Annotated in this window: 13 protein-coding genes; 11 read left to right on the top strand and 2 right to left on the bottom strand. The window is 35.3% G+C overall.

Annotated elements, in window-relative coordinates; genetic code table 11:
* Positions 1–113: 113 nt before the first annotated feature.
* The 4 genes from lpdA to HMPREF9333_RS05065 all read left to right on the top strand — a co-directional run bounded on the left by lpdA (position 114) and on the right by HMPREF9333_RS05065 (position 5,236).
* Positions 114–1,517, top strand: a complete 1,404-nt coding sequence (gene lpdA, locus HMPREF9333_RS05080) for a dihydrolipoyl dehydrogenase (protein ID WP_005540325.1) — start codon at positions 114–116, stop codon at positions 1,515–1,517.
* 223 nt (positions 1,518–1,740) lie between these two features.
* A complete protein-coding gene (locus HMPREF9333_RS05075; protein ID WP_005540324.1) occupies positions 1,741–3,420 on the top strand; it encodes a formate--tetrahydrofolate ligase in 1,680 nt (559 codons plus the stop codon).
* A 263-nt stretch (positions 3,421–3,683) separates the two neighbouring features.
* Positions 3,684–4,316, top strand: a complete 633-nt coding sequence (locus HMPREF9333_RS05070) for a cyclodeaminase/cyclohydrolase family protein (RefSeq protein WP_005540323.1) — start codon at positions 3,684–3,686, stop codon at positions 4,314–4,316.
* A 68-nt stretch (positions 4,317–4,384) separates the two neighbouring features.
* Positions 4,385–5,236 (top strand): bifunctional 5,10-methylenetetrahydrofolate dehydrogenase/5,10-methenyltetrahydrofolate cyclohydrolase, encoded by an 852-nt coding sequence (locus HMPREF9333_RS05065; protein ID WP_005540322.1) that lies wholly within the window; start codon positions 4,385–4,387, stop codon positions 5,234–5,236.
* 226 nt (positions 5,237–5,462) lie between these two features.
* Here the strand turns inward: HMPREF9333_RS05065 and HMPREF9333_RS05060 are convergent, their stop codons facing one another.
* A complete protein-coding gene (locus HMPREF9333_RS05060) occupies positions 5,463–6,497 on the bottom strand; it encodes an N-acetylmuramoyl-L-alanine amidase family protein (RefSeq protein ID WP_156797280.1) in 1,035 nt (344 codons plus the stop codon).
* 169 nt (positions 6,498–6,666) lie between these two features.
* Between HMPREF9333_RS05060 and HMPREF9333_RS05055 the strand changes: the two genes are divergently transcribed.
* From HMPREF9333_RS05055 to thiI, 4 genes are all read left to right on the top strand, one after another.
* Positions 6,667–7,755: a 50S ribosomal protein L11 methyltransferase gene (locus tag HMPREF9333_RS05055; RefSeq protein WP_005540318.1), complete on the top strand. Its 1,089-nt coding sequence runs from the start codon at positions 6,667–6,669 to the stop codon at positions 7,753–7,755.
* 13 nt (positions 7,756–7,768) lie between these two features.
* Positions 7,769–8,506 (top strand): 16S rRNA (uracil(1498)-N(3))-methyltransferase, encoded by a 738-nt coding sequence (locus HMPREF9333_RS05050; protein ID WP_005540316.1) that lies wholly within the window; start codon positions 7,769–7,771, stop codon positions 8,504–8,506.
* 61 nt (positions 8,507–8,567) lie between these two features.
* On the top strand, positions 8,568–9,716 hold the full coding sequence (locus HMPREF9333_RS05045; RefSeq protein ID WP_040882379.1) for a cysteine desulfurase family protein: 1,149 nt from the start codon (positions 8,568–8,570) through the stop codon (positions 9,714–9,716).
* A 14-nt stretch (positions 9,717–9,730) separates the two neighbouring features.
* Positions 9,731–10,921 carry a tRNA uracil 4-sulfurtransferase ThiI gene (gene thiI, locus HMPREF9333_RS05040; protein WP_005540312.1) on the top strand — a complete coding sequence of 397 codons (1,191 nt, stop codon included), beginning with the start codon at positions 9,731–9,733 and terminating at the stop codon, positions 10,919–10,921.
* Between the two features lie 231 nt (positions 10,922–11,152).
* Here thiI and HMPREF9333_RS05035 read toward each other — a convergent pair whose 3' ends face one another.
* Positions 11,153–11,386, bottom strand: coding sequence for an HPr family phosphocarrier protein (locus tag HMPREF9333_RS05035; RefSeq protein WP_005540310.1), 234 nt, complete (start codon positions 11,384–11,386; stop codon positions 11,153–11,155).
* A 191-nt stretch (positions 11,387–11,577) separates the two neighbouring features.
* On the opposite strand from HMPREF9333_RS05035, the gene mtaB reads away from it, so the two are divergent.
* From mtaB to HMPREF9333_RS05020, 3 genes are all read left to right on the top strand, one after another.
* Entirely contained in the window at positions 11,578–13,074 is a 1,497-nt protein-coding gene (gene mtaB / locus HMPREF9333_RS05030; RefSeq protein WP_005540308.1) for a tRNA (N(6)-L-threonylcarbamoyladenosine(37)-C(2))-methylthiotransferase MtaB, read from the top strand.
* Positions 13,075–13,486: 412 nt separating this feature from the next.
* Positions 13,487–14,167 carry a response regulator transcription factor gene (locus tag HMPREF9333_RS05025; protein WP_005540306.1) on the top strand — a complete coding sequence of 227 codons (681 nt, stop codon included), beginning with the start codon at positions 13,487–13,489 and terminating at the stop codon, positions 14,165–14,167.
* A gap of 3 nt (positions 14,168–14,170) precedes the next feature.
* Positions 14,171–15,433: a HAMP domain-containing sensor histidine kinase gene (locus HMPREF9333_RS05020; RefSeq protein ID WP_005540304.1), complete on the top strand. Its 1,263-nt coding sequence runs from the start codon at positions 14,171–14,173 to the stop codon at positions 15,431–15,433.
* The last annotated feature ends 85 nt before the right edge of the window (positions 15,434–15,518 follow it).

Here is a 15,518-nt window from a genome sequence, read left to right as displayed (position 1 = left end):
ATACGGTGTAACATTTGCCGCTTTAGCGGTGCGAGATTTAAAATATAAATCATATACTGCTTTACCGGATAAATACGGATAGCAGTAAATATAATGTAATATTAAGGAGGCTTATGGAAACAAATTTTGACGTAATAGTCATAGGTGCAGGTCCCGGAGGATATGTAGCTGCGTTAAAAGCTGCAAAGCTTGGTTTTAAAACGGCTGTTATGGAGGAAAGAAGAGTCGGAGGAACCTGTCTTAACAGAGGATGTATACCGGCAAAGGCGATGATTCATGCCTCATCTTTATATAGAGAGATAAAAGAGGCTGAAGCCTATGGCATAACTGCCTCAGGTGTAAGCTATGACTATGGAAAAATACTTGCTTATAAGCAGGATGTAATAGATAAGTTGTGTCAAGGCGTTGAACATCTTTTTAAAACAAATTCAATCAGCTATATCAATGCAAAGGGCACTCTTGAAAAAGACGGCAGTGTAACAGTTGCAGACGGAGAATATAAGGGCAGCTACAAGGCTAAACATATAGTGCTTGCAACAGGTTCAAAGCCTTCACTTATACCTGTTCCCGGACTTGACAGTGAAGGTGTGCTTACCAGTGATGAGCTTTTTAAGCTTGAGGAGGTACCTCAGAGTCTTGTAATTATAGGCGGAGGTGTAATAGGAGTTGAGTTTGCTTCGGTATTTGCAGCACTGGGAACAAAGGTAACTATACTTGAGGCACTTGCGAATGTAGTGGCAAATATGGATAAGGATATCTCACAGAATCTTAAGCTTATATTGAAGAAAAGAGGTATAGATATACATACTTCAGTTTCAGTGGGTAAGGTTGAAAGAGATGGCGGAAGTCTTGTATGTACTTATACTGAAAAAGAAAAAGAAGTTAAAATTGCTTCACAGTATGTACTGTGTGCAGTAGGAAGAATTCCAAATACTGAAGGTTTATTTGGTGAGGGCGTATCACTTGAAATGGAACGAGGACGTGTAGTGGTTGATGAGCATTTTAAGACTTCGATGGACAATGTTTATGCAATAGGAGATCTTATAAAGGGGATGCAGTTGGCACATCTTGCCAGTGCACAGGGTATATGCCTGATAGAAGAACTTGCAGGGCATAAAAGAAGTATTGATTTAAATATTGTACCCGGGTGTGTATATACAGATCCCGAGATAGGTTCAGTAGGTATCACAGAGGCTGATGCAAAGGAAAAAGGCATTGAAGTAAGTATAGGCAAATTTATGATGAGCGCAAACGGCAAATCTCTTATATCAAAGGAAGAGCGTGGTTTTGTGAAAGTAGTTGCGGATAAGAACAGCAAAGTAATATTAGGAGCTCAGATGATGTGTGCAAGAGCTACGGATATGATAGGTGAGTTCGCAACCGCAGTTGCAAATAAACTTACGGTAGACCAGCTTTTAAAGGGAATGAGAGCACATCCTACATATAATGAAGCTGTAGGCGAGGCACTTGAAGATGTATTTGGAGAGTCTATACATTCAGCTCCTAAAAAGAAATAATATTGTTTTTGTAAAAGCGTATAATAAAATTAAAGTATAAGCTGTTTACAATATTATAAAGGCATTAATGCCGCATAGCGGTTTTAAATGTAAATATATGTATGGTTTATAAAAGTTTTATAAGGCATGTATATCATATATGGTCATGCATTTATAAATTTTATAAAGCTATATGTTAAATAAATGAAAGGGTATCTCGAAATGGGATATAAGGTGAACAGAAATGGGTTTTAAAAGCGATATTGAAATTGCCCAGGAGGCTAAGATTAAACCTATCAATGAAATTGCTGATTATGTAGGAATTCCTGACAAATATGTGGAAAACTACGGAAAATATAAGGCAAAGATAGATTATCGCTATTATAATGACGAACTTGTTAAAAAACCGGATGCAAAATTGGTACTGGTAACGGCAATTAATCCGACACCGGCAGGAGAAGGAAAGACAACAACCACAATCGGTCTTGCAGATGCACTTAATGGTCTCGGAAAGAAAACAATGGTTGCAATCAGGGAACCATCGCTTGGACCTGTATTCGGTGTAAAAGGCGGTGCAGCCGGAGGCGGATATGCACAGGTAGTTCCTATGGAAGATATCAACCTTCATTTTACAGGAGATCTTCATGCAATTTGTGCAGCAAATAACCTTATAGCGGCACTTCTTGACAATCATATACATCAGGGCAATAAGCTTGATATTGATCTTAAGAGAGTTACATGGAGAAGATGTATTGATATGAATGACCGTCAGCTTCGTCGTATAGTTGACGGACTTGGTGAGAAGCCTGACGGCGTTACAAGACAGGACGGTTTTGACATAACAGCCGCATCAGAAGTAATGGCTGTATTTTGTCTTGCAAATGATATAAACGATCTTAAGGCAAAAATTGCCAATATTATAGTTGCATATTCAAGAAGCGGAGAGCCTGTAAGAGCAGGCGATTTAAATGCACAGGGAGCAGTTGCGGCACTTCTTAAAGATGCTCTTAAACCCAATCTTGTACAAACACTTGAGGGAACACCCGCATTTATACATGGCGGACCTTTTGCAAATATAGCACATGGTTGCAACAGCGTAATTGCCACAAAGATGGGTATGAAGCTTGCAGATTATATGATAACTGAGGCGGGATTCGGTGCTGACCTTGGTGCAGAGAAGTTTATAGATATTAAATGCCGTATGTCAGGGCTGCGTCCAAATGCAGTAGTTCTCGTTGCTACAATAAGAGCGCTTAAATACAATGGCGGCATTGCAAAGGATGAACTTCAGGCTGAAAACCTTGCAGCACTTGAAAAAGGAATTCCGAACCTCTTAAAGCATATTGAAAACATCACAAAGGTTTACAATCTTCCGGCTGTTGTCGCAATTAATAAATTCCCGACAGATACAGATGCAGAGGTTGAACTTGTAAGGAAAAAATGTAAAGAATACGGTGTAAATGTAGCTCTCTCCGATGTATGGGCAAAAGGCGGCAAAGGCGGAGAAGAACTTGCAAAAGAAGTCATTGAACTTACAAAGGGTGAAAGCACCATGGAATATGTATATGATGTAAATGCACCGATTAAAGAAAAGATTGAAGCGATTGCAAAGAGAGTATATGGTGCTGACGGTGTTGATTATTCACCTAAAGCATTAAAGGAGATTAAAAATCTTGAAACGATAGGTCTTGGCAATATTCCTATATGTGTTGCAAAAAATCAGTATTCAATGACTGATGATGCTAAAATCCTCGGAAGACCTACCGGATTCAGAATTACTATAAGAGACATCACGGCTTCAGCAGGAGCGGGATTTGTGGTTGCACTTACAGGTGATATCATGAAGATGCCGGGACTTCCTAAAGTACCGGCTGCTGAAAAGATTGATGTTGATGCTGCAGGAGTAATTTCAGGATTGTTCTAATTTTCTTTAATACACAAGACAATTAACTGTAGTACTAATGTCAGGCACCCGCTTTTATTATATAGAAGCGGGTGTATTTTATGGAATAAAGATTAAACATCAAGCAAACAGATATTTTAAATCATAAAAATGCAGTTTGTGAGATAAGATTAAACATATTTAGATAAGATTAAGTATCTGAAGCTTCGGATTTAGAGGGATTTCTTTATTTCAGCGATAAGAACTAAAAAATAATTTAAATAAAAGAATGAGGTCAGTTTGATATGATGCTTGAAAAGAAAACCACTCAGTTTCTTGAAGAACTTGCGTCTTCAGCACCTGTACCCGGGGGCGGGGGAGCATGTGCCGCAGTCGGTGCGTTTTCATGTGCGCTTGGTATGATGGTTGCAAATCTTACAATAGGTAAAAAAAAGTATGCCGCTGTTGAGGAGGAAATCAAGGAAACTAAGAACAACCTAGATTCTCTTATGAAAGAGCTTATAAAGCTTACTGATGATGATGCGGCAGTTTTTGAGCCTCTTTCAAAGGCATACGGACTTCCAAAGGACACACCGCAGCAGCAGGAATATAAGGAAAAGGTTCTTGAAGATGTTCTTTATAAGGCAAGCAAGGTGCCGCTTAATATAATGGAAACCGTACTTAAAGCCATGAAACTTCTTGATATAGTCGGTGAAAAGGGAAGTACGCTTGTTATAAGTGATGTCGGTGTTGCGATAATATTTGCACAGGCGGCAATTGAGGGTGCTTCCTTGAATATTTTTATAAATACCAAACTTATGAAGGATGAAGCACATAAAAAGGAGCTTGATTCAAGAGCTGATGCCATTATAGAAGAAGGCAGAAAACTTAAAGAAAAAGTGTCCGGCGTTGTTATGCAGAAGATAAGACCGTCTTAGCAATATAAGAGATTCGTAAAGCTTTAATTTTTTAGATAAAATATTTGACAGGGTAAAGAGGTGATAATATGCCGATAGTTATGAAAGGCTCTGAAGTAGCCGCAGCTATGAAGGAAGATATGGTAAAAAAAGTTTCTGAACTTAAAGCAAAAGGAATAGTTCCTAAACTTGCCATACTTAGAGTAGGAAGCAGGGCGGATGACCTTGCCTATGAAAAAGGTGCAATAAAGAAGATGGCTGATATAGGTATAGAATGTGAAGTACATGAACTTGCACAGGATGTAGGACAAAAAGATTTTGAGGCTGAATTCAATAAGATCAATTCAGACAAAAGTGTACATGGTATACTTATGTTCAGACCGCTTCCTAAAAACCTTGATGAGAATGCCGTACTTGAAGTTATACAGCCGCATAAGGATTCGGACTGTATGTGCAATGCAAATATAGCCAAAGTATTCTCCGGAGATTTAAGCGGATATCCGCCATGTACTGCACAGGCGGTTATTGAGATGCTTGATTATTACAAGATTGATCTTACAGGAAAGAGAGTTACTCTTGTAGGCAGAAGTATGGTAGTAGGAAAGCCGCTTGCCATGCTTTTATTAAAACGCAATGCTACTGTAACCATGTGCCATACGAGAACTAAAGATCTTGCAGGTACCTGCCGTGGAGGTGAGATTTTAATAGCAGCTGCCGGAAAGGCAAGGATGATCACGGCGGATATGGTTTCAGAAGGTGCGGTAGTAGTTGATGTAGGCATAAATGTTGATGAAAACGGAGTTTTATGTGGAGATGTGGATTATGATGCAGTAGAAGGAAAAACTTCTTATATAAGCCCTGTTCCAAGGGGAGTTGGAAGCATAACAACCTCAGTGCTGGCTAAACATGTATTAAGGGGTGCCGGAGCTCAGTTTAATTAATCTGTGTTTTAAAATATAAAATATAACTAATTTTAATTAATATCGTATTTAAATATATAATTTATATTATTATTATATTGATATTAAAATTACAAATGGGAATTTCACAAATTAAAACAAAATAATTTGTCGAAAATCCCATTTGTGTTTTGTGTATTTTACAGAAAAACTTTCACCCCTAAAAAATCGAAACTGACTTTAGCAAGTCTGTTTTAGCAAGTCCGTTTTAGTTTGAAAAATACTCATCAACGCTTTTAACTATACCTTCAGCCGCTTCATTCTTTTTTTCGATAAGGATCCTGGCATCATCTATCTGATCTGAAAATCCTACTTCGACGAGACTTACAGGTATACTTGAATATGAAAATATTCTAAGCACTGCTGAATGTGAACCGAGATTTTTAAATCCTGCACTTTTTGAAACATTGTCTGCAAGAAGTGAGGCAAGTTTTTGTGAAGATGCGGCGTTCTGCTCTATTCCCATAATCTTAGTATAACCGGGGTGTAAAGTTCCGTCCATAAAATCATTATCGCCCGGATAAAATGCCATAGTACCCCGAACTCCCCTTTTATCGCTTGCATTTGTATGAATTGCAATCATTATATCCGAAGTTTCACCTGCAAGTACCGCTCTTGCACCATTTGAGAGATTCTGATTGTATTCGGTTCTTGTGAGTACTACCCTGTATCCTTTTGCAAGGAGTTTATCTTTTACAAGCAAGGCGACCTTTAAAGTATATTCGGGTTCGGTTTCGTTATTGTCATATACATTTTTATAATCACGTGCTTCAACACCGAAGTCAAATGCCTTTTTGCCTTTCATGGAAGTATTCATGCCTGCAAGCATTTCATCCTCAACCGGATAAACTTTCTCTTTTTTAAGCGTTGCTGCAGGATGTGAGTTATCTCCATGTCCGGGATCTATACATACTGTATGCCCGTTAAAATCAGAGGGCTCAAATATATAAACCTTTGCATCAGGAACTGCTGATTGTTTATCATTCCAGAGATAGTTTATATATTTTGAATCCGTACTTAAGAAATGTTCTTTTACACTTACTTGTGCTGTTTTTGGAGTTTCCTCGGCTGCCAGGGTTTTAAAACCCTCTATTTTTATTCCTGTAAATATAGCTGCTGCGGCAAAGGCGGCCAGCAAAACCGCATGCAACTTTATGCTTTTGCGGCAATAGTTGAAAATAGTTAATGTTTTTATAAAAATACTTGTAAAACAAATTTTTAAATTTTTATATAATATTCTCATATCAACCTCCTTAAAGGTATTATAACTTTAAACCTTTATAATATCAAGCTGCTTAAAATCGTTATTTAATATAATGGGACCGGTTTTTTTAAAGTATGTTTCAGGTGATTGACCGCATAGCGTTAAAAATATATAATGTATTTAAAAAATTATTGAAAGGTCCGGTTTTATGAAATGGAAAAAGTATACTATCATGACCAAAACTGATGCTGTTGACATGATAAGTGCAGTTTTAAATGATATAGGTATAGAAGGCATTGAAATAGAAGATTTTGTACCATTGACTGATGAAGAGACGAAGGGGATGTTTATAGATATATTGCCTGAACTGCCTAAAGATGACGGCAAGGCAAAGGTAAGCTTTTATCTTGAAGACGGTATGGATAATGAAGAAATCTTAAATACGGTAAATGAAGAGCTTATGGAGCTTAATGTATTTAGCGATATAGGTTCATGTATAATTATAGAAGATGAAACTGAGGATAAAGACTGGATTAACAACTGGAAACAGTATTTTAAACCGTTTAAGATAGAAGACATAGTTATAAAACCTACATGGGAAAAGATTCCTGAAAATATGAGATATAAAACCATGGTAGAGATAGATCCGGGAACCGCATTTGGCACAGGAGCACACGAAACTACAAAGCTCTGTATAAAACTTTTAAGAAAGTATATAGCTGAGCTCAAAAAGAAATCTGCAAAATCGGAAAATGCTCACAAAGGGAAAATAAGTATGCCCAAAAGCAGCTTTTTACCGGGAATTAAAAAAAATAAGAATATTAACAATAAAAAATCCGATACATGTATAAAAGTACTTGATGTAGGCACCGGCAGCGGAATACTTGGCATTACGGCATTGAAACTGGGTGCTGATGAGGTCATGGCAGTCGATGTGGATGATAATGTAAAGGAATGTGTATACCAGAATATGAAAGCTAATGATATTGATGACAGTAGTATGAAGCTTATATGCGGAAATATACTTGAAGATAAAAAAGTGCAGGAAGATATAGGTGAGAATTGCTATGATATAGTGGTTGCCAATATACTCGCACCTGTAATAATCCTATTGCAGAAAGAAATAGTAAGTCATTTAAAAGACGGTGCATTATTTATAGCTTCAGGAATTATAGACACTAAGACAAAGGAGGTTAAGTCTGCAGTAGAAAAAAATCCTTACCTTGAACTGATTGAAGTAGTAAGAGATGGAGAATGGTCGGCAGTTTGTGCAAAAAGGACTTTACGTCAGGCTTAACAGATTTATTTTTATGTATCATTTTTTTGTAAACCCGTCCTGTATACAGGAAAAAAAAGCAGTTATAGAGGGTGCAGATGCAAGACATATCTCAAAGGTTCTGCGTATGAGGGAAGGTGAAAAGCTGATTATAAATACCGGCGGTGATTGGGAATATTTATGTGTTATAGAGAAGATTCAAAAAGACCGTGTATATCTTGAAATAAAAGAAGAGAATGAAGATGTAAGAGAACTGCCTAACAGGATAGTGCTTTTTCAGGCACTTCCGAAATTGGATAAGATGGATTTCATAATACAAAAAGCTGTCGAGCTTGGTGTAAGCGAGATTGTGCCGGTTATTACAAACAGGGTTGTGGTAAAACTTGATGCAAAAAAAACTTTACAAAGGTTTGAGAGATGGAATGCGATAGCCAAAAGTGCCGCACAGCAGTCAAAAAGAAATATAATCCCTTATGTAAATAAACCGCTTGATTTTAAAAATGTACTTGAGTATACTAAGGACTTTAAGCATAAGCTTATACCTTATGAGCTTGAAAGAAGAAAAGGCAGGCTTGATATATTTTTAAAGAAAATATCAGAAGATGAAGATATAGCGGTTTTTATAGGTCCTGAGGGCGGATTTGAGGAATCCGAGGTTGAGGCTGCAATAGATGCAGGCTTTAATTCTTTAATGCTTGGGAAGCGTATATTAAGGACTGAAACTGCAGGACTTGCAGTACTGTCCGCAATAATGCTTTATCTTGATGCTTAATAAGCTGGAGTTATGTATGAATCTTGCCTGCTATAATTATAATATAAAGGAATTTGAATATATGAGAGTTTATTTTGATAATGCCGCTTCAACACAGACTGCAAAATCCGTAGTTGATATTATGAAAAAAACTATGGAAGAGGATTATGCAAATCCGTCAGCAAAGCATATAATGGGAATTGAAGCTGAAAATTATTATAAAGATGCCGCACAGACTGTGGCGGAAACTATGAAGGTAAATCCCAAGGAGATAGTGTTTACTTCGGGAGGGACTGAATCAAACAATATGGCACTGATAGGTGCAGCACAGGCATATAAAAGATCCGGAAAGCATATTATAACCTCCTCGATTGAACATGCCTCTGTATATGAGCCGCTTGCATATTTAAAGGAAGAGGGCTTTGAGATAAGTGTGCTTAAGACTGACGGATTGGGACATATAGATTTAGAGGAGCTTAAAGACTGCATAAGGAAAGACACAATACTTGTATCTATAATGCTTGTAAATAATGAAGTGGGAGCGGTTGAACCTGCTGATGAGATTTCAGGCATTATAAAGAAAGCAAATCCTAAAATTATATTTCATGCAGATGCTATACAGGCATACGGTAAATATAAGATTTACCCTAAAAAAAAGGGGATAGATCTTTTAAGTGCCAGCGGTCATAAGCTGCATGGTCCTAAAGGGGTAGGGTTTTTATATGTAAATGAAAATATTAGACTAAAGCCCATAGTATTTGGCGGAGGACAGCAAAGAGGGCTTAGGAGCGGAACAATTAATACGCCCGGCATTGCGGCTATGGGAGAGGCGGCTCGCAGTGCATATACCGATTTTGACAGTAAAATCAAAAAAATAACGGATATTAAAGACTATATAATTGATAATATAAAAGATTTAGAAGGAGTAAAAGTAAACTCGCAAAAGGGTCTTTTGTCAGCTCCGCATGTACTCAGTATCACGGTACAGGGCATAAAAAGTGAAGTGCTTTTACATGCGTTTGAGGCGAAGAATATATATTTTTCAAGCGGTTCAGCCTGTTCTTCAAATCATCCAAGAGTATCTAAAACTTTGAAGGCGATAGGGCTTAGCGATGAAGAAGCTTTTTCGACTATAAGACTTTCATTTTCCGAATATAATACTGTATCCGAGGCGGATTATTTTTTAAGAAATTTTAATGAATTGATTCCGCTATTAAAAAAATTTAAGTAAAGGTCTTAATTAGTATGAAGTATACATCATTTTTAATAAAATATGGAGAGATAGGTGTAAAAGGTAAAAACAGATATAAATTTGAAGATGCACTTATGAAGCAGATAAGAATTGCTTTAAAGCCGCTTTCCTGTGATTTCAGAGTAAGCAGGGAGCTGGGCAGAATATATGTAGATGCCGATGATGATTGCTATGATGATGAAGATGTTATAGATGCATTATGTAGAGTTTTTGGTATAGTTGCCGTATGTCCGGTTGTAAGAATTGAGTCAAAGGATTTTGAAAATCTTAAAAAGGCGGTAATAGAATATTTTGACAGGGCATATCCGGATAAGGCGGTAAGCTTTAAAGTTGATACCAAGAGGGCTGATAAAAGCTATGAAAAAACATCGGAGCAGCTGAATGCACTTCTTGGAGAGGCTATACTTGAGACATTTTGTGAAACGAGAGTTGATGTACACAAGCCTGATGTACTTATTAAGGTTGAGATAAGGAATCATATAAATATTTATTCACTGTCTCTGCCCGGACCCGGAGGTATGCCTGTAGGAACTAACGGAAAGGCTATGCTGCTTCTTTCAGGCGGTATAGATTCACCGGTTGCCGGCTATATGATAGCAAAGAGAGGTGTAAAAATAGAGGCTGTTTATTTCCATGCACCGCCATATACTTCTGAAAGGGCAAAGATTAAGGTAATAGAATTGGCACGGACAATGGCACGCTATACAGGTGTTATTAATCTGAATATAATTAATTTTACTGATATACAGTTGTATATATATGAAAAATGTCCACATGATGAACTGACTATAATTATGAGACGCTATATGATGAAAATTGCACAGCAGATAGCAAAAACAAATGGAGATCTTGCACTTATAACAGGAGAAAGTGTAGGGCAGGTGGCAAGTCAGACCGTACATTCGCTTGCAGTAACTGACAATGTATGTGAGATGCCTGTATTCAGACCGCTTATAGGTTTTGATAAGCAGGAGATTATAACTGTTGCACAAAAAATAGGTACATTTGAGACATCAATAGAACCGTATGAGGATTGTTGTACAATCTTTGTAGCAAAACACCCTGTAACAAAGCCGCAGCTGGAAAAAATACTTGAATCTGAGAAAAAATTGTCAGAAAAAATAGATGACCTTATAAAATCGGCAGTAGATACAAAAGAAAGAATACTGTGCAGTGCAAAATAAAGCTGCGGCTTTGACATTATTAAGTCAAATCCGCAGCTATGCGGCTGTCAGCATGATGCATAATATGTAAGTACAATTTACATGTTTTGACATAATCCGGTCAAAATACCACAGCATAGTACAGTATAAAGAAAGTATAATACTGTATAACAAACCGGGACAAATAAATTGATTCATATCATCCGGAACTTACGGAACACAAACTAAGACACTTATATATAAAAGCGGTAATTACTCGTATATATAGGGTTTTAGAACTTCAATAATATGATCAACGTCATTATCGGCATGTATATTTAAGTCAATCGGCTTTGAAAGATCAAGACTGAATATACCCATAATTGACTTGGCATCAATTACATACCTTCCCGATACAAGGTCAAAATCAACATTAAACTGAGACAGGTCATTTACAAATGACTTAACCTTATCAATAGAGTTTAATGAAATGCGTATAGTTTTCATAAAAATAATTCCTCCTTAGTGAATTATAATATTTAAGTATTTTAATAAATAATATTGCTAAAATAAAGTGAATTATAACGGAGTAAAGGTACTGGATACTGCTGTTATAAAGCTGAAATTTCAGTTGAAATGCTAAAAGCATTCGCTAAATATATCCTACATATAAATTGGATTAAAGTCAAGGAGATTTTATGAGAAAGGTTGCTTTCCATACATTGGGATGTAAAGTAAATATATATGAAACCGAAGCAATGCAGCGAATTATGAGTGATGCAGGATACACTTTGGTAGATTTTAATGACAGAGCTGATGTATATATAATAAATACATGCTCGGTTACAAATATAGCCGACAGAAAATCACGTCAGATTCTGCATAAGGCAAAAAAAGAAAATCCGGATTCAATAGTTGTAGCGGCAGGCTGTTATGTACAGTCAGGGGCGCAAAAGCTGAAAAAAGACTGTAATATAGATATAATAGTCGGAAATAATAAAAAGAAAGATATAGCATTAATTATAAATAAATACTTTGACAGTATATATAATGAACCGGATCTTAAAACAGCCGATTTTACCGATGACGGTATAGAATTAAAAACGGCTGATTTTACCGATAAGATTACAGGTGTAAAAACAGATACTGTTTCTGATAAAAACAATAAAAAAACGGAAGTTTCAGCGGATAAAACAATTGCCGGAATTAAACCGGTATTTTCAGGGATTAATAATGATGAAAATGTCATAGATATAAACAAAAAATGTGAATATGAGGATTTTGGAGTATCAAAACTCGGAAAACACACAAGGTCTTTTATAAAAGTACAGGACGGCTGCAACCAGTTTTGCACTTATTGTATAATACCGTATACCAGAGGCAGGATAAGGAGCCGAAGCATGCAAAGCATTATGGCTGAGGTTGAAAGTCTTGCAAAAAACGGTTATAAAGAGATGGTGCTTACAGGCATACATCTATCATCATACGGAGTGGATATTGACAAAAAAGAACATCTGCTTGAACTTGTAAGCAGGGTTGCAGGTGTGGAAGGAGTTGAGAGAGTAAGGGTAGGTTCATTGGAACCCAGGATAATAAGTGATGTTTTTGTTTCAGGCTTAAAAAAAATCCCTCAGTTTTGCCCGCATTTTCACCTGTCGCTACAAAGTGGCTGCGACAGTGTGCTTAGGCGCATGAATCGGCAATATGACAGCAAAGATTTTATAAATGGAGTAGAGATAATAAGAAAGTATTATAAAAATCCTGCAATTACCACCGATATAATAGTAGGATTTCCGGGTGAGAGTGAAGAAGAGTTTAACATAAGCAGGGAATTTGTGGATAAAATAGGATTTTATGAGATGCATATATTTCCTTTTTCAATAAGAGAGGGTACTAAGGCGGCGAATATGCCAGATCAGCTTACGCATAAGGAAAAATCATCCCGTGCTTTGGCTCTTTCAGAGATAAACAGGAAAAACAGCCGTGATTTCAGAAAAAAATATATAGGGCAAATGAATGAAATATTAAGTGAGGAAATAATAGAGATTAATCAAAAAAGATATATTTCAGGTCATACAAGAGAGTATCTGAAAGTGGCAGTTCCGTACTTTGAAGGAGGGTTAAATCAATTTATAAAAGGAGAGATTAAATCATTTTTAAATGATGATATACTTTTTATGCAGCCGCTTAATTAGTTTTAGAATTAGTATTTTTGAACTTTTTATAGGTTAAATTACGGCATTAATATCCCCATCCCCGCCCTCATCATACAAACTGTGAAAGGTAGTAATTATAAAAATAAAAATACTGTTGTAAATGTGCGGGGTATAAATGTGAAAATACTATGTACCCTGCATAGTTTAGTATTTGAATATTTGTCTTTTAAAAATCTCATTGAACAGGTAAAAAAGCCAAAGCCTTAGTACAGGTCATGATATTTTTATACGACGGATTTTTCACACGCCTTGCTTGACTACCACATATTTTATGCTGTTAAATTTATATTTAAACCTGCGTAAGAGTATAGCATAAAATTAAATCTTTGTATATAATGGAATCATTATTAAGACGAAAGGACGAAAAAATTAATAGAAAGAATATTTAATTATGACATTTGACTGTTTGATTGTAGATGATGAAAAGACATTACTGGAAAGTACAGGTGAATATTTAAATTTATTCGGAATTAAAACTATTACTGCTCAAACAACACAAGAGTGCATTGATATAATAAATGAACATACAATCAGATTAATTTTATTGGATATTAATTTGCATAAAGATTCAGGATTTGAATTATGTAAGAAAATAAGAGATATAAGCAATGTGCCTCTTATATTTATAAGTGCCAGAAGCAGTGATGATGATAAGGTACTTGCACTACATATCGGAGGTGATGATTACATACAAAAACCATACTCATTAAATTATTTAACGGCTAAGATAAAAGTTGTTTTAAAACGATATTATCCTGAGACTGTTGAAGAAATTATTAAACTTGGGAAATGTACAGTTGATTTAAAAAATGAAACTGTATATGAGGCGGATAATGAGATAAAATTAAAGAGTATGGAAAAAAAGTTGCTGTTTTATTTCATTAAAAATAAAGGACGGACAATTCCAAAAGAGGAACTGTTTCAAAATGTTTGGGATAATACATTTACAGGAGATAATACTTTAAATGTGCATATACATTATCTCAGAGATAAATTTGAAACAGATCCCGACAATCCAAAACTGTTTAAAACGGTATGGGGTATCGGATATATGCTTTATGATAAAGGATAAGATATGAAAAAAGTTATATTTTTCTATATATTATATTTAGCGGTATGTATTTCTGTATTATGTATTCCGACGGATGTTAAAACCTCAAAAAGCTATGTTGAAATTAATCATATTATAAAAATTGTTCAAAACAACTGGGAGTCGATAAAAGATAATACATTCACGGAAATAAAAGATATAGAAAATGATTTTTTTATTATTGATAACAATAATGAGATTATTTTAAAATCCTCAAAAGATTTTAAACCGGATAATAATATGTCAGTTCATCTAAAAAATAAAGATGTGATTGTAGATGTTAATAAAAATAATGTTACAGTCGGAAAAATCGTATTTATAAATAATGATAAGCAGATATACACTAATAAATATAGGCAATTGAAACTTTTTTGTTTTATATTTATGGTAATGTCAGCTGTTGTGATTAGTGTATTTTTATTTATTATTTCAAAAAGATTCTTAAAACCTATATATAAAATCAAAAAAAATGTGGATCATATTATAAGCGGAAATTTGGAAATGCCGCTTATTGTAGAAACTGAAGGTATTATTGGAGATTTTGCGGACAGCTTTAATACATTAAGAGAGAGTCTTTTTATCTCTAAAAACAATGAGATTTTGTTAAAAAAGAAAAATAAAGAACTGATAGCATCTTTGAGTCATGATATAAAAACACCGGTTGCTTCAATAAAAGCAGTGGCTGAGTTATTGTCAGTGCAGGAGGAAAACGATGATAAAAGAAGTAAGTTATTTGCCGTTATTACAAAGGCGGAACAGATAAATTTATTGGCAGAGAATCTGCTGCATACAACCTTGGAAGAACTGGATGAATGGGAAGTATTTGTTTGTGAGGAATCCAGTGAGATTATATCAGGTATTATAAAAAGTGCTGATTATAAAAATTATATACTTCCTTTTTCAATAGTTCCCTGCCTTATAAAACTGGATAAAAATAAAGCGCTGCAGATCTTTGATAATATTATTAACAATTCATATAAGTATGCAAATACACCTATTATTGTTAAATCTGAATGTATTGATAAATATCTTAAAGTAAGTATATCAGATTCTGGTAATACTATAAGTGATGAGGATATAGACTTGATAACTCAAAAATTTTACAGAGGTAAAAATTCAAAGGGACATATAGGGACAGGGCTGGGGATGTATATAAGTAAGAGCCTTATTGAGAAAATGGGAGGAAAACTTTTTGCTTCAAAAGAGGAAGGCAGGTTTTGTATAAATATATATATACCTCTTGCTTAATATTATTGATATTATTGATGTTCCGTAGATAGATTATAATTGTTATATAGACAGGCGAAAGAACAGTGTAAAGACCAAAAACAAT

Origin of the sequence: Johnsonella ignava ATCC 51276 (genome assembly GCF_000235445.1) — a bacterium.
GTDB classification, from domain to species: domain Bacteria; phylum Bacillota; class Clostridia; order Lachnospirales; family Lachnospiraceae; genus Johnsonella; species Johnsonella ignava.
Note: the sequence above shows the minus strand (reverse complement) of the source record. Positions and strands in the feature narration are given on the sequence as shown.